Raw genomic sequence first — 15835 nt, 5'->3', positions numbered from 1 at the left:
CGACATGATCAGATCCGTTTTTGCTGTTTATTACTCCCCTCCCCCAGTTTAAAGGGGGTGGAGGCTTTTTTTGGACGGAAAACGGCCCTGATTATTCGTGAGTAGGCCGGGCGCAGCCCTAACCAGCAAGGCTTAAACCACGCATGGCAGATTCATACATACGAATGAGCTTTATACACAAAGCTTTAATCTGATTGTATGTATTGTCATTAGCTGGAACAGAATTGAGTACATAATCAAGTAAAACGCATTCTTTCTCATAGATGACGACATAGAACGTATCGGAGTAACTTCCTCGTTCCAGGCTGAACTTATACGTCATTTCTTTAACTTGAAAATCAAACTTCCTTCCTGTCATCTTCAAAACGGACTTTGTATTTTGGTCAATGTAATCATTTTCATGATGAAAAAAACCATCCAGCGAAACTATGTTTTTGTAACTGTCATATCCGTAGTTGTTGAAGGTACGAAAGTAAGCTGGAGACATTCTAAAATTCGTTTTTTTACCGTCCCAACTGATCCAGCGGCTATATATATTTTTATTGGTTAATAATCCCTTTATGGCGTTGATTAATCCAGTATCCATCCCATGTTTTGATTTAATCATCGAACGTAGATGACTTTTAAGTATTGCAAGGTTAATTTCGGCAATGAAGGCTTTTGAATCGGTCACGTCATACACCTTGTTTTCAATGACTTCATTGTGGTCAACGAAAACTAACCCCATGCATTTCCCTTTTGAACTTGTCCATTTGAAATCAACTCGCTGGGAACCTATGAGGTCATCATGTGAAATCATGACGTTATGAGGTGCGAAAATTTTACTCGGTGCTTGAATCTGGCCTTTATTAAACATTGGGCTCACATGAATGAAGCCGTCAGTGGCTAGGATACTATGTGCGATATCTTTAATAGCTTCATTAAGATAGCTTTCTTCACATATCTCTATAGTTTTATCATCAGCCACGCTGTGTTTAAAAAAATGCTGTTGTTTGAAGTCTCCAATTTCAACTTCTTTTTGATAATCAATGCGACGTCCGCATTGAGTGCAATAGTAATCAATGTCAGATGTTAGCCGGGCATGATAGGTGTCATATAACATGCCATTTTTGTCTTTAGCAAACAGCAAATATAATTCTCCCATATCCTACCTGTTCAGTTGATTTACGAATAAAAAATTACTCAATCCAGATCTGCCACCTTTCCCAATCTTATCAGCATGAATAAATTTTTTTCTCTACTAACAACCTAATTTATATGGGCGTAAATCAAAAACCATTCATCAGGTGTCACAGACCGGTCATAGCGTTACTGCGAACAAGGGGGTTGTTTTGCCCTGCCGGGTTGTCATGAAGCCGATGGGCGTCAAGGGGCCGGACTGCGAACAAGGGGGTTGTTTTGTCCTGCCGGGTTGTCATGAAACCGCTGGGCGTCAAGGGGCTGGTCTGCGAACAAGGGGGTTGTTTTACCCTGCCGGGGTATCAGGACGCCGATGGACGCCAAGTGGCCGGACTGCGAACAAGGGGGTTGTTTTACCCTGCCGGGGTATCAGGACGCCGATGGACGCCAAGTGGCCGGACTGCGAACAAGGGGGTTGTTTTGCCCTGTTGGGTTGTCATGAAGCCGATGGGCGTCAAGGGGCCGGACTGCGAACAAGGGGGTTGTTTTGCCCTGCCGGGTTGTCATGAAACCGCTGGGCGTCAAGGGGCTGGACTGCGAACAAGGGGGTTGTTTTGCCCTGCCGGGCTTCCATGAAGCCGCTGGGCGTCAAGGGGCCGGACTGCGAACAAGGGGGTTGTTTTGTCATGTCGGGTTAACATGAAGCCGTTGGATCTCAAGGAGCCGGACTGCGAACAAGGGGGTTGCTTTGCTTTTAATGGATTATAAAGTCATGACCCCTAAGGGCCATGACCATACCATTTTATGATTATTTTGATTTGCCAATACTAACTTTAATTAAACGTTCTATTTCATTAATGGTTGACTGGCTTATACGCTTGAACTCAAAACTTACTTTTTGACCGTCTTGGCTCTTCCTGACACGTGCGTAAGTATCCTTATCTTCGAAATCTATAATATCTGACACAGTCCATTTAGGCGGTTTATTTGCATCATTACAGAGAATGGTAAGTACTGAATGCAAACCATCTAAAATGGATTTCTGGACTTCCTCAATATCATTAACGTTAATGATCTTATTGTCTTCTGTCCCGACTTCAGATGTTAGCTCTGACAAAGGGATTTTATGGGCAATAGCAACTTTTTCAATTTTAGCCAATTTACCATAGTAAGTATTAGGTATCCCTTCACTATCAGGGAAAATTCTAATTAGTTCTTCGTTAACTTTAGCCGCCTGGATTCTCTTTCTTACCGACTCAACGCTAATGTTAAAATAAGAAGCAAGTTCCTCATTGGTTTTGAACTCTTCATTTTTCATGATTTGAAGGTACTTAATACCCACTTCACGATATGAGAACCTTTTCGCTGTTTGTGCAGCATTTACAATACAATCGACATCTTCACGACTTACCTCTTCATCAAATGCCCATAACGGCAGGTCTGCCAAACATTTGATGCAGCAATAACGACGCCGACTACCCTCAATCAGGTAATATTTACCGTCGCGGTATACAGCAATAGCTTCAGTAGTAACCCCATTTTCTTTTATAAGGGGGAGTATTTCCCTTGTTGAAAGGTCGTCAATTGCCTCTTGATTTCGAGGGTTTAGCTCATGAACTAGCGTCTTCTCTGCCACTTCTGAACCAGGAACGACTACGTAGCGAGCTTCTACTTTACGACCATTTGACAGAGTAAATAGGCGTTTTTGTACAGAAGGAGCTTTTAGAGGCGGAAGCCCGCTTTTTTGATCAACAAATGTACGCTTTGCGTTTCCGGTCAAGTACTTGTCTTTGCTCGTACCGCGTTCAACATCACTCATTATTCACTGTCCTCCCTAACTGAAAAGCTTTTAATCTCATTGATAAGTTGTTGATATACAGACTGAACAGACATTTCCGCAATATCATACTGCTTTGAAGAACAGAGCTCTTCTGATTTTTTAATATCGAGTACAGTGCGACCTTTTTCAGCTGCTGCAACGAAAGCTTCTGAATGTTTAATATTTGTTGTCATGAAACGGTCACGTACAGTTCTTACAAGTTTATTTAAAGTACGAATCTCATGCTGGCTTCTGTCATCTACATTCACAGCCAATACATTTAGCCATTTAATGTTTTCGCCTTTGGAGGGCAATTGTGCCAGACGGTCTGAAATAGTAATCATATAGTTTGTGGTAGAAGCAAAATCATATTCACGGGGTGTAATCGGAACAAGAATTGCGTCAGCCGCCTCATTTGTTGACCAAATGATTGGAGAATCTTGCGGTGGTGTATCAATAAAAATGAGATCGTACTTTTCTTTCAATACAGGGATAACTACATCGCGAAACCGAGTTAGTAGCTTGAGTCTTGCTTCCTTATCCAGACTCCAGTATTTGTCAGTAAATCTGTCATCAGTCGGGAAAGCTGTTATTACATCCATGTTAGGTAAATGTGTAGAAAAGGCCATCGCCCCAATTATTTGTTCTTCCGTGTAACCTTGATTTATATACTGAGTGAAATCATTATCTTCAATTTCACTAAGCAAAACGTCGGTAATAGTCAGATAAACACTATCATCGCTAGTGGTATGAATAAGGTTATTACCCAATGAACCTTGCGGGTCCAGGTCAATTACAAGGATTCTTGCATTTAGATTAAGATCCAAAGCAGCTGCGGTAGCGAGTGTTACTGTTGTTGTACTTTTACCGGTTCCACCTTTGTGGTTCTCAATCACGATGACTCGCGGTAAATACATTTCGCGATATTGAATTGTGCCCATTGCATCAATTATTTTTTGCACATCCCACCGGGTATACAGGTGACTCTTGTTCTGGAAAATGGGTTCCCCAATTACCTGTTTCTCATGTAGTTCGGAAAGAATTCTACTAAATGTATTTCTTGATTTACCAAAGAAATCAGAGAGAGTTTTTTTATTTAAACAGTGGTTATAGATAAGACGGTCTAATCCATCGACCTGTTCATCAGAAACATCTACCCGGCTTGACTCAAGGATAATTTCCTTAAGGCTTGCTTGTTCATTTTTCATTTTCAGGCCGATCGTACGAATATCATCTAGTATGCTCATGGTATCTCCTTAGGTTAGTTTTCACATTATTAATGAGGCTTGAGCGCATTACAAGTTAAAAGTGCATTGTAATGCACATTTAACGCATTTAGCGCTCAAAATAACTTTTCGCGCACAATTCAATTTGTTCGTCTTGTGTACAACCTAAATTCAAAATATTGATATAAAAGGAAAATAATCAATAACTGTAAAAATATTCCGATTTGGTAAATTCTACAGCTTTCATGCTAGGTCTTATACCTAACATTTAAAATTACGCATCTTTTTTTCATGTCCAATGATCACGATTTCTCCCCCTCCCTCCCCTACCCTCCCAAACCCTCATCGTCCATTCCTGATATTGACTGTGTACAAGACACAGGGTGGCGACCTACTGGGCATCAGAAAGCCGCAGAGTTTCCCCGGAGCAGGACTGCGAACAAGGGGGTTGTTTTGCTCTGCCGGGGTATCAGAAAGCCGCTGGGCCACCCGGAGCATGACTGCGAACAAGGGGGTTGTTTTACCCTGCCGGGGTATCAGAAAGCCGCTGGGCCACCCGGAGCATGACTGCGAACAAGGGGGTTGTTTTACCCTGCCGGGGTATCAGAAAGCCGCTGGTCCACCCGAAGCCGGGCTGCGAACAAGGGGGTTGTTTTGTCATGCCGGGGTATCAGGAATCCGCTGGGCCACTCGTAGCAGCACTGCGAACAAGGGGGTTGTTTTGTCTTGTCAGGGTATCAGAAAGCCGCTGGGCCACCCGAAGCCGGACTGCGAACAAGGGGGTTGTTTCACCCTGTCGGGTTGTCATGAAGCCGCTGGGCTACCCGGAGCAGAACTGCGAACAAGGGGGTTGTTTTGTCTTGTCTGGCTGTCATGAAGCCGCTCGGCCACCCGGAGCAGATCTGCGAACAAGGGGGTTGTTTTACTCTGTCGGGATATCAGAAATCCGCCTGGCCTCCCGGAGCCGGACTGCGAACAAGGGGGTTGTTTTGTCATGCCAGTCTGTCAGGAATACGCTGTGCCACCCGGAGCAGGACTGCGAACAAGGGGGTTGTTTTGCTCTGCCGGGGTATCAGAAAGCCGCTGGGCCACCCGGAGCATGACTGCGAACAGGGGGGTTGTTTTGTCCTGCCGGGGTATCAGAAAGCCGCTGGGCCACCCGAAGCAGCAATGCGAACAAGGGGGTTGTTTTGTCCTGCCGGGCAATCAGAAAGCTGCTGGTCCACCCGGAGCCGGACTGCGAACAAGGGGGTTGTTTTATCCTGCCGGGGTATCAGAAAGCCGCTGGGCCACGCGGAGCAGGACTGCGAACAAGGGGGTTGTTTTACCCTGTGGGGTTGTCATGAAGCCGCAGGGCCACCCGGAGCAGAACTGCGAACAAGGGGGTTGTTTTGTCCTGCCGGGGTATCAGAAAGCAGCTGGGCCACCCGAAGCAGCATTGCGAACAAGGGGGTTGTTTTGTCCTGCCGGGGTATCAGAAAGCCGCTGGGCCACCCGGAGCCGGACTGCGAACAAGGGGGTTGTTTTGTCACACCGGGCGATCACAAAGCTACAGGGCTACTTGAAGCAAAGAAGTTAACAAAGATGTCGGGTTGACCTACTGGGCATCAGAAAGCCGCAGGGCCACCCGGAGCAGAACTGCGAACAAGGGGGTTGTTTTGTCCTGCCGGGGTATCAGAAAGCAGCTGGGCCACCCGAAGCAGCATTGCGAACAAGGGGGTTGTTTTGTCCTGCCGGGGTATCAGAAAGCCGCTGGGCCACCCGGAGCCGGACTGCGAACAAGGGGGTTGTTTTAATGTGACTGGCTATCAGGAAGCTGCTGGGGCTCCCGGAGCAGGACTGCGAACAAGGGGGTTGTTTTGTCACACCGGGCGATCACAAAGCTACAGGGCTACTTGAAGCAAAGCAGTTAACAAAGATGTCGGGTTGACCTACTGGGCATCAGAAAGCCGCAGGGCCTCCCGAAGCAGAACTGCGAACAAGGGGGGTGTTTTGTCCTGCCGGGGTATCAGAAAGCCGCTGGGCCACCCGAAGCAGCATTGCGAACAAGGGGGTTGTTTTGTCCTGCCGGGGTATCAGAAAGCCGCTGGGCCACCCGGAGCCGGACTGCGAACAAGGGGGTTGTTTTAATGTGACTGGCTATCAGGAAGCTGCTGGGGCTCCCGGAGCAGGACTGCGAACAAGGGGGTTGTTTTGTCACACCGGGCGATCACAAAGCTACAGGGCTACTTGAAGCAAAGCAGTTAACAAAGATGTCGGGTTGACCTACTGGGCATCAGAAAGCCGCAGGGCCTCCCGAAGCAGAACTGCGAACAAGGGGGTTGTTTTGTCCTGCCGGGGTATCAGAAAGCCGCTGGGCCACCCGAAGCAGCATTGCGAACAAGGGGGTTGTTTTGTCCTGCCGGGGTATCAGAAAGCCGCTGGGCCACCCGGAGCCGGACTGCGAACAAGGGGGTTGTTTTAATGTGACTGGCTATCAGGAAGCTGCTGGGGCTCCCGGAGCAGGACTGCGAACAAGGGGGTTGTTTTGTCACACCGGGCGATCACAAAGCTACAGGGCTACTTGAAGCAAAGCAGTTAACAAAGATGTCGGGTTGACCTACTGGGCATCAGAAAGCCGCAGGGCCTCCCGGAGCAGGACTGCGAACAAGGGGGTTGTTTTGTCCTGCCGGGGGATCAGAAAGCCGCAGGGCCCCCCGGAGCAGAACTGCGAACAAGGGGGTTGTTTTGTCCAGCCGGGGTATCAGAAAGCCGCTGGGCCACCCGGAGCCGGACTGCGAACAAGGGGGTTGTTTTAATGTGACTGGCTATCAGGAAGCTGCTGGGGCTCCCGGAGCAGGACTGCGAACAAGGGGGTTGTTTTGTCACACCGGGCGATCACAAAGCTACAGGGCTACTTGAAGCAAAGCAGTTAACAAAGATGTCGGGTTGACCTACTGGGCATCAGAAAGCCGCAGGGCCTCCCGAAGCAGAACTGCGAACAAGGGGGTTGTTTTGTCCTGCCGGGGTATCAGAAAGCCGCTGGGCCTCCCGAAGCAGAACTGCGAACAAGGGGGTTGTTTTGTCCTGCCGGGGCATCAGAAAGCCGCAGGGTCTCCCGAAGCAGAACTGCGAACAAGGGGGTTGTTTTGTCCTGCCGGGGTATCAGAAAGCCGCTGGGCCACCCGGAGCAGAACTGCGAACAAGGGGGTTGTTTTGTCCTGCCGGGGTATCAGAAAGCCGCCCGGCCTCCCGAAGCAGGACTGCGAACAGGGGGAGGGCCTGAGCGGTTATCATAAAGCGATTAAAGGGTAGGGATTGAAATAAAACTGTTAATAAAAATAAAAAAAACCAGTCACATGAACTGGTTTTTATGAGTGAATATAAGTTTATTTGAGTTGCGGAAATTCAACTATAAATCCAGATGAACCAACAACACCATTAATACCAGGGAATATTGGGATCACTACATCGTTTCCAACAGCACCTAAATCTATTTGAATTTCCTTTGTTTCTCCAGGGGCTACAACATTGCCAATAACACTAATTGGGAATGCTGAATCACCCCTTACAGTAATTAGTGCTGTTTGGACGCCTTTTGCAAGCGAACCATCATTACGACGCAACTGGCTTGCTTTAAGAACGGCTAATGGCTCACCAGAAGATAATTTTATCGCCTTATTGACTGCCAGGGTATTTAGTTTATCAAGAACAATAAGGTTCTTAGGGTAGTAGGCAAAGCGGATAGATTTAGATGACATGTTACCTGCATCATCTATAGCTTTAACTAAAAGGGTGTATTTATCTGTTGTTTCATCGAGAGACGGAAATAATCTTGGATAGAGTGGGGTATAGGTTCCATCCGTATTTTTAGTAAAACCTAATTCAACATCATCAGATGTAGGTCCGCCTTGAAGAACCATTTGGTAAATCTTCGATTCGCTCAATGAATCAGTTACAGATACTGATATGTTTTCTAATCCGTACACCGTACTTTCAGATATTAGAGGTGCGCCATCATAAGAGATAGAGAGAGAAGGGGGCGTTTTATCCACAACAATAGACTTAAAAGGAAGTTGGGAAGTATTATTAAATGTATCTTTTGCTCTGAATGCAAGATCATACTTCCCTTCTGGTAACTTCGATAAATCAAGGGCATAGGTATAATCATCACCTGACATTGCCACTTTTGAACCGGCTAAAAGTGACGTTCCAGATAATGTGTCAAAAAGTTCGACACTAGCTAACCTCAATACTTCTCTCCAGTTACCATTACCAGGTTGAGTAACATAGACCAGAATAGATTTATTAGCTTCTCTATAATCAAATCCTGTAATTTTTGGAATTAAATCTGTATTCCAAATACTTCTAATTTCAAATTGGTCGGAAGTTAATTTCTTATCAGGACTGCGCACTAAGAAATAATGCGCAATGTAACCATTTCCTTTATTAATTTTGTAGGAAAAAGTTCCAGTGCATGTTGTTTCTCCAACGGGTATTGAGCAGACTTCCCTTGCTTGTGTTGCATTGTAAAAAGATTGTACATAATCCCTTGCGTCAACAGTTATAGATGCAGTTTGATATTCACCAGGCAGTTCTTCATTTTTAAAAAGCTTCTGACCATAGTCAAAACTGCCTACTGTTGAGAAAGTCATTAGTCTTGATCTGATTACTGGTGATTTTGGAGCGTTCTCTCCCAGTTTAACGTTATATGAAGAATTTCCTCCGCCATATTGATATCCGTTATGAATAACAAATGATGTTCCAACAGGAATAGTCTGCTTGATATAAACGTAACCATTAGATTCAGTTAATAGGGAACCAAAAGATAATCCCGCTTTATTATTTGCACGATAATTTGTCCTTGGTAATCTATAAATAAGAGTAACTGGGTTTGTATCTACAGTCATACCAGCAGTGTATTTAACATATCCTTTTTCGAAACCAGGTATGACGCTTGTTGTAGCAGTTGGATCTTCTACTGCAAATAATTCACTTTCTCCCGGCGATGAGTCGAATACAAAGGTCTGGTCTGGAACCTGAGAGACGTTGCCAGCTTTATCATAGAGTAAGCCGCGAAATTTAAAGTCAGTATCAGCGTCTGAAACAGGCATCCAGTCAGCTTTATTCATGCCACTTTTAGTAATAGGGGCTGTTGCACCTTTAGAGCCTTCATCGTAAGACATTGTATAACTTGAGTATACGGAGCCACCGGGTTTAATGATCTGAACTACCGCTTTATCAAAACCTGACAAATCATTGATGTTTTTGACAGCGAGGTAAATTATAGATTCCTGACCACGTCCAAGTTCCCATCGAGAACCTGATACCACCATGTCATAACCTGGTACCCATGGAACCGAAAAGTTATCAGACGTAGGCCCCACGGTATCAATAAAAACAGGGTGAGTTGTTGTTGATACCACAGCTGATTTTGAGTCTAAAATTTCGGATTTGATGGTGTAGCGGCCATCACTAAGAGGGGGGATCGTGACAGATTTACCGTAGAAACTATTGCCGCTTGAAGACGAGATTCGGTCATCAACAGTAATGATGCCGGTTGTAGTGCTATAAATGGAGCTGTTATCTTCATCGCGAGAAACGGAGATACGGATTTGTTGATCTAACCCTCCAATGAGAAGGGCGTTAAAATTGCCCTGGGGGTTAAGATATGGGGCGCTTTCTGAGACACTTTTATGGACCCCGTTAATATCGGTAAAGGTGTACTCGTATACACGTGAGTGCGCAACGGATAACACACCGGAAGCCAACGTAAGGCCTACAGCTATAGCAGTACGATTTAAGAATAGTGGTAAATTCATAATGAACCTTTTTATGAGGGAGGCCGCGAAAGTAACTTTTCAAAGACACTCATAGGTCTATATGAGAATAATATCATGCAAAATTTTTGGGTTTTCCCGATAAGGGGAGTAAATAAAAAAATGTCACCATCTTTTGACAGTGACATTGTGCATTTGAGGGTTAGTGGATTTCTGAAAGGATTCGCTCAGCGACTGCAATTTGTTTAGCAGAAAGTTGACGACCGCTTTGAATGGTAAGTGTAAGAATCTTAAGGAATGGATTTTTATCAGTTGCTGATATGATTTTATGCTCCAGTGGAGTTAAATTATCCATCCTTTGCCGCCGCCAGGTGGTTGAAGTTACAACTTTTTGAGCTGCTGAATAATTCTTTTTGAAAAGCTCTTTCAGGGTATAACATTCTTTAATTAAGGTGCCTTGTTTACCAGTACCTTTACAGGAAGTACATGCACCAGTAGAGTTTGCATAGCTCAAACGATGACGGCCGGACCCTTTACAATATGAACATGAATAACTTTTTTCATACCGGGCGGAGCCATTGAACTCATGAATATTGAAAACAAATTTTTCATCAATTAACTGACCGTCAACAGAAAACCATTGCTCATTTGAATGTTTCATTGAATCCCCCCCCTAGCGTTTGTAGATGACACCATTAAATCAAATAAAAACGCCTTGTATAGACCCTATTTTTAAAACATGAGAGAGAAGGGTGGGGTTATATTTTTAGTATTAGTCATAAACATTCAGAAAATTTAAAAATATAATATTTATCCAGTGTTTATTAAATGAAGGATTGCTAGATTATTGATATGTATTGAATTTTGGGGTGATTGCATCACCCCTGCAGTTATGAAGGGAAAAAATTACGGCAGACCTCAATCCTCTTCTGGATCAGCAAGAGGAAAATTATTCATGATGACAGGAGGGACCGTAACAGCTACAGGCTCGCCATTTTCAGGAAACGGGGGAATGCCATCCATTTCAGCGCATTTAAAATCAGACATAGTTAGATCCTCCAGCATTTAGTGATACCCAGTAAACACATTTCATACAGCAGAATGCAAATTTAGCAATGAAAATTCTTTATTCTGATTGCTTGAAGGTTGATCGTTCAAGGGTTCATTTGTTGCTTCATCAGAAGCAGGTATTGTATTGTTCTCAACATCAGCTGCCTGAGTCGAATGTGAAAGTTTGCCCTTAGTCGTTTTCCTTTGAAGTTTCACCTCGTGATCTAGAACTGAGGCTTCTGACTGTAAAATCAGCTCAATTAAATGCTTGTCGAGCTCAATTGGTATTTTTTCGTTCGGACCAAATTGTTCAAGATCAAACTCAGCCGGAAGCGAGGCCCGTAACCTTTTTGAAACCTCTTTAGAACTGGCCGCAAGATTCTGGGCTAATTTACGAGGGATGGGTTGAAAACCCAATGATTTTTTAGTGATCCTGACAGATTTACGAGAGTTTGGTGCAGTCATTACTTCAGAAACATTCAGAGGAAGTGAGTCACCCTCTTTTGAATTAGCTATGACCTGGAGCTTTGCGTTTAATTCTCCCCGGATTTTCTCCAGCGCTTCCTTTTCGCCCAGGTCACGAATTAATTCCAGACAGAGTGTGTAAGAAATAACTTCCTGAGTAATTAAAATTTTCAGCTCATCATCGATAGTCGCAAGAGAAATAAGTTGCCTCACGGCCATTTCGGAAATATTCTCACGCTGCGCTACCATGTCTACCGACATCCCGGCGTCATTAACTAGTCTGCTATAGGCAACTCCACGTCCAACAGGACAAAGCTGCAATGATTTCGCCCCATCCAATGAATGCCATTCCTGCTCGATCTCGTCTCCCTGAAATTCCCTCAATCTAATTAGAATCGGCAGACCAGATTCCTTTAGCGCTAGCAGGGCTGCTCGTGTACGACAGTTCCCCTGACGGACTAAGGGCCGACCTTCTACAATCACAACTGTAATAGGATCAATATCGGCCCCGCTTAAAAATGCGGCTTTCAGATTCTGTATATGTTGAGAAGGTTTAGGTAGTTGGTAGTAAGCCTCTCCCAGGCCCATCTCACGGCAGTTCCAGTTTGGCACTAATCCTAATGCCCGGGGATCAATCAGAAATGGCTGACCATTAACTGCTTTATGGCAAATGTCGGGGTTTGCGTCACTAAATTCACGCAAATTTTTGACAGTCCGACCGCTCCGTACTGTGGAGATAAAAAAATCAGCTTCTCTATTTATCTTCATTTTATGACCTTTGAGCAATTCAACCCAGAAATTAGACTCTACAGTAATTTTCTGTAAAAACTTCTCGCTAGGTGGTTAAAACTGCTAGTGAGCGATTTTTTTCGAAAGTTACTTTTTTTTGAAAATCACAATGGACTAACACCCTCAACAAAAACGCTAATACTATGAATATCAAACAATTTTCTTTTCTTTGTGTAAGTGATAAATCCAAATCGACCTAGTAACTGTACGTGTTTAAATGTTGCTGGAGCGATTTCGGAAAGGGATTTGACTTCTTTTTCCGAAAGTAACTTTTGGTGAAGGTCAAAAACCTCGGGCCGTTTGGCAAAAAAAAGCGTTGTCAGAAAAACTGATACTGCATTAGTCAGTCCCAACAGAGTCGTGACAATCCTGGGATTAACAGTAAAACTAACCCGGTTGACCGCATCACAATCAACATTGTGACTGATTTCTGAAAATACAGCGCAGGTCTGACGAATATTATCTGTTTGTATCTCTATCCTGAACTCAATCATCATCAACAAAAAGAACAAAACCTCACCCGGGGTATAACAAATTTTACGCAGACCTATAGCCTCTGAAACTCTGTCTGTTTTTTCTATCAGTTCGCCAAGAGAAAAACAGAATTGAAGGCCTTGTTCGGTTGGTTGTCTTGCGTTCAAGTCCAGCAAAATGGCAAACCACAAAGGTTGATATCGGCCATGCATAATCGGCCCTGTCAAAAAGACCTTATCCTGAGAAAAGTTACTTTTATCTTTAGAGAGCAGGGGAGTGATTTCACTTGAAGTGAAATCAACTTTAGTCTGGTCACAGGTTAAGGATAACTTGTGGTTTTTTCTAAAGAAATCCTGCAATAGCTGAATCTCTGGCAATTTATTATTTCGAAGCATAAAGAGTAACAAGTACCTCTGTAAAGCTTGAGGGATTTCTGGGCTTTGTTGAATAAATCAGATTTCGGGTAAGTCTCCCCCGTAGCGGGTTGTGTTTTCAGGCAATACGCACGCTTTCAGGCATACCTGCTTTCGTCATTTTGTTCAGCGCTCGTACCAGGGCCATAGCCTCCGCAACCTGACCATCGTAGTCACGCAGCGTCAGTGAACCCCCGAACAGCTGTTTTACCCGGTACATCGCCGTTTCCGCTATCGAGCGACGGTTGTAATCTGTTGTCCATTTCCACCGCGCATTACTCCCGGTCATTCGCTGATTAGCCACTGCACGGTTACGGTCTGCATATTCACCGGGCCAGTAACCCGCACCTTTTCGGGGAGGGATAAGCGCGCTGATTTTCTTACGCCGCAGTTCATCGTGACAGAGCCGGGTGTCGTAAGCGCCGTCTGCCGATGCTGCCCTGATTTTTCTGTGAGTCTGCCGGATAAGACCCGGGAAGGCTTCTGAGTCCGTCACATTGTTCAGCGACAGGTCTGCACAGATGATTTCATGTGTTTTACTGTCAACTGCCAGATGCAACTTTCGCCATATACGACGGCGTTCCTGGCCATGTTTTTTGACTTTCCACTCGCCTTCACCGAAGACCTTCAGCCCGGTGGAATCAATCACCAGATGCGCGATTTCACCCCGGGTGAACGTTTTGAAACTGACATTAACCGACTTTGCGCGCTTGCTGACACTGGTGTAATCCGGGCAGCGCAACGGAACATTCATCAGTGTAAAAATGGAATCAATAAAGCCCTGCGCAGCGCGCAGGGTCAGCCTGAATACGCGTTTAATGACCAGAACGGTGGTGATGGCGAGATCAGAATAGCGCTGAGGTCTTCCCCGTGATGAAGGCGTTGCCGACTCATACCAGGCCTGAATAGCTTCATCATCCAGCCAGAAAGTTATGGAGCCACGGTTGATGAGGGCTTTATTGTAGGTGGGCCAGTTGGTTATTTTGAACTTTTGCTTTGCCACGGAACGGTCTGCGTTGTCGGGAAGATGCGTGATCTGATCCTTCAACTCAGCAAAAGTTCGATTTATTCAACAAAGCCGGATTTCTGTTGTCAGCCACTTATAAATCTCCAGGTGAAGTATTGACAATTTTAACCTGCAATATACTCATATTATTGATCCAGAGTCGTTTAACTACCTGAATGTTGCAACGTAGAATATCCCCGGGACTATGTCGGGATGGATTCGAATCATAGGCAATAAAATGCCGGTGGTCAGTGGTTTCCAACAGTAATGAGGAAAAGCTCTCGATAGAAAACTTACGAGTTAGCACCTCAATTTTTCTAACGGTGAGATCGAGATTTAAACAGGCCCCGATTTTTGCGTTATAAGGTCTGACCGTCAGGCTGGCAACCGTTTTATGTTCTTGTTGAGTTGGCCGCAGACACCTATATTGCAATTTGGTAGGAAAGTTACTTTTATCCAAAACCTGGACCAGTGAAGAATGGAAATGATTTTTACCCTGATTGGAAGTCGATAATCTGATTTCCAGCCACTTTCTAATTAGGGTCTGCTCAGGTGATATAAATGGAAATTTTAGCGAATTTTTGGCAGCCCACTCATACACAGGAATAACTTTTTCCAATACAGCAGGGAGTACGCCGGTGCCAGAGCAATGATTGCAATTAATACCAGAACCTAGACAGTCCGGACAGGGCCGCTGGATTTCAATAAATCCGGCAGAATTCGGCTCAGTGTCACAAATGATTTCGTTGTTGGTCGTTATCCACATATATATCTCCCCTCAGATATTCCATATCCTATCAGGAAAAGATCGCCAGGTAAGGGGGTATTTTTTTGACATTAGAAAACGACATTGCTGGCTGGAATTGGAAATAATTCCGATTAACCCTGTAGATTTGAAGACTATTAATCAAAAATTTTTGAATGCTGGAACGTGTTCGTCAACCAATACGCTAACCTGTTTAGGTTGACTCTGTACCGGTATTACGGAAACGTTTGATTCTAGGACGTTCTTTATCTGCCTGATATTTATAGCAAAAATTTTACTGACCCAATCCGAATCGATTTTTGCGAAAATTTCTGATTCGGTCAGTTTTGAGTTGCGAATAATACGACGGGTTACGAAAATACTAAGACCGTCAAGATTACAGCTCATGGTTAAGATATTGTTATTTAAGGAAATTTTAAGGTCTAAACCCAAAACCGAAATAAGCTTGATTTTCATGATATTCCATTCACGACACACTTCAGAGTATTCCTAAATTTACATTTTGAAATGAAGGTTGTGAAGAGGGAAAGGTTGCATTTTTTGGCATATATAGCAGATTATATCCCGATAAGGTAGATGCAACCGCTTGCTTTAAGATAATTACTCTGATTGTGATATGAAAACACCAAAATTCAATAAGTTATATTGAACACAGAATCTTCAAATTTTCTCCATTTTCTTAATTTTTTGAGCATTTTTCAGAGAAAACCGGACCAAAATACATGAAAACTACCAATTATAGTATCCCGGTAGTAAACCTGATATCTGACGTCTATGTTTGTTAGCCACAAAAGTGACTTTTGTTGCTGTCCTGACTGAGGCAATTACAGAAGTTGGGTTTAAGCCCCCGACCAAAGGTGAGTTAAAAGTGACTTTTCTCAATTCGATTGGGTTGTAACAACACGAAAGTGACTTTTTTGAACGCGAAAAATGCATTTTTCCATTTCAG

General features: G+C 44.2%; 11 protein-coding genes. All 11 read right to left on the bottom strand.

What is annotated here, in order from left to right; genetic code table 11:
• Window positions 1-118: 118 nt before the first annotated feature.
• The gene (locus Q1L34_RS26645) at window positions 119-1144 is read right to left on the bottom strand and encodes a hypothetical protein (RefSeq protein ID WP_017901050.1); all 1026 of its coding nucleotides are present in this window, start codon (window positions 1142-1144) and stop codon (window positions 119-121) included.
• A 783-nt stretch (window positions 1145-1927) separates the two neighbouring features.
• On the bottom strand, window positions 1928-2938 hold the full coding sequence (locus Q1L34_RS26640) for a ParB family protein (protein WP_017900718.1): 1011 nt from the start codon (window positions 2936-2938) through the stop codon (window positions 1928-1930).
• Window positions 2938-4185: a ParA family protein gene (locus tag Q1L34_RS26635; protein ID WP_014839956.1), complete on the bottom strand. Its 1248-nt coding sequence runs from the start codon at window positions 4183-4185 to the stop codon at window positions 2938-2940. The genes Q1L34_RS26640 and Q1L34_RS26635 overlap by 1 nt, the downstream gene beginning before the upstream one ends.
• A 3347-nt stretch (window positions 4186-7532) precedes the next feature.
• On the bottom strand, window positions 7533-9965 hold the full coding sequence (locus tag Q1L34_RS26630; protein ID WP_024266376.1) for an Ig-like domain-containing protein: 2433 nt from the start codon (window positions 9963-9965) through the stop codon (window positions 7533-7535).
• Between the two features lie 160 nt (window positions 9966-10125).
• Window positions 10126-10584, bottom strand: coding sequence for a YuiA family protein (locus Q1L34_RS26625; RefSeq protein ID WP_024266375.1), 459 nt, complete (start codon window positions 10582-10584; stop codon window positions 10126-10128).
• A gap of 257 nt (window positions 10585-10841) precedes the next feature.
• Window positions 10842-10970, bottom strand: a complete 129-nt coding sequence (locus tag Q1L34_RS26620; RefSeq protein ID WP_254893490.1) for a hypothetical protein — start codon at window positions 10968-10970, stop codon at window positions 10842-10844.
• Between the two features lie 42 nt (window positions 10971-11012).
• A complete protein-coding gene (locus Q1L34_RS26615) occupies window positions 11013-12200 on the bottom strand; it encodes a DNA-binding protein (protein ID WP_014839955.1) in 1188 nt (395 codons plus the stop codon).
• Between the two features lie 131 nt (window positions 12201-12331).
• On the bottom strand, window positions 12332-13096 hold the full coding sequence (locus Q1L34_RS26610; RefSeq protein WP_024266372.1) for a hypothetical protein: 765 nt from the start codon (window positions 13094-13096) through the stop codon (window positions 12332-12334).
• A gap of 97 nt (window positions 13097-13193) precedes the next feature.
• Window positions 13194-14162: an IS5 family transposase gene (locus tag Q1L34_RS26605; RefSeq protein WP_014839937.1), complete on the bottom strand. Its 969-nt coding sequence runs from the start codon at window positions 14160-14162 to the stop codon at window positions 13194-13196.
• A gap of 52 nt (window positions 14163-14214) precedes the next feature.
• A complete protein-coding gene (locus Q1L34_RS26600; RefSeq protein ID WP_024266371.1) occupies window positions 14215-14886 on the bottom strand; it encodes a DnaJ-like cysteine-rich domain-containing protein in 672 nt (223 codons plus the stop codon).
• A 141-nt stretch (window positions 14887-15027) separates the two neighbouring features.
• Window positions 15028-15342, bottom strand: coding sequence for a hypothetical protein (locus Q1L34_RS26595; RefSeq protein WP_017901066.1), 315 nt, complete (start codon window positions 15340-15342; stop codon window positions 15028-15030).
• Window positions 15343-15835: the final 493 nt, after the last annotated feature.

The sequence above is a fragment of the Klebsiella ornithinolytica genome (assembly GCF_030505655.1).
Classification (GTDB): domain Bacteria; phylum Pseudomonadota; class Gammaproteobacteria; order Enterobacterales; family Enterobacteriaceae; genus Klebsiella; species Klebsiella ornithinolytica.
Note: the sequence above shows the minus strand (reverse complement) of the source record. Positions and strands in the feature narration are given on the sequence as shown.

What these genes read in the sequence shown, in the direction of transcription:
- Q1L34_RS26640 (WP_017900718.1), bottom strand. Translation starts at nt 2,938, where the DNA reads ATGAGTGATGTTGAACGCGGTACGAGCAAAGACAAGTACTTGACCGGA.
- Q1L34_RS26600 (WP_024266371.1), bottom strand. Translation starts at nt 14,886, where the DNA reads ATGTGGATAACGACCAACAACGAAATCATTTGTGACACTGAGCCGAAT.
- Q1L34_RS26595 (WP_017901066.1), bottom strand. Translation starts at nt 15,342, where the DNA reads ATGAAAATCAAGCTTATTTCGGTTTTGGGTTTAGACCTTAAAATTTCC.
- Q1L34_RS26645 (WP_017901050.1), bottom strand. Translation starts at nt 1,144, where the DNA reads ATGGGAGAATTATATTTGCTGTTTGCTAAAGACAAAAATGGCATGTTA.
- Q1L34_RS26620 (WP_254893490.1), bottom strand. Translation starts at nt 10,970, where the DNA reads ATGTCTGATTTTAAATGCGCTGAAATGGATGGCATTCCCCCGTTTCCT.
- Q1L34_RS26630 (WP_024266376.1), bottom strand. Translation starts at nt 9,965, where the DNA reads ATGAATTTACCACTATTCTTAAATCGTACTGCTATAGCTGTAGGCCTT.
- Q1L34_RS26610 (WP_024266372.1), bottom strand. Translation starts at nt 13,096, where the DNA reads ATGCTTCGAAATAATAAATTGCCAGAGATTCAGCTATTGCAGGATTTC.
- Q1L34_RS26625 (WP_024266375.1), bottom strand. Translation starts at nt 10,584, where the DNA reads ATGAAACATTCAAATGAGCAATGGTTTTCTGTTGACGGTCAGTTAATT.
- Q1L34_RS26635 (WP_014839956.1), bottom strand. Translation starts at nt 4,185, where the DNA reads ATGAGCATACTAGATGATATTCGTACGATCGGCCTGAAAATGAAAAAT.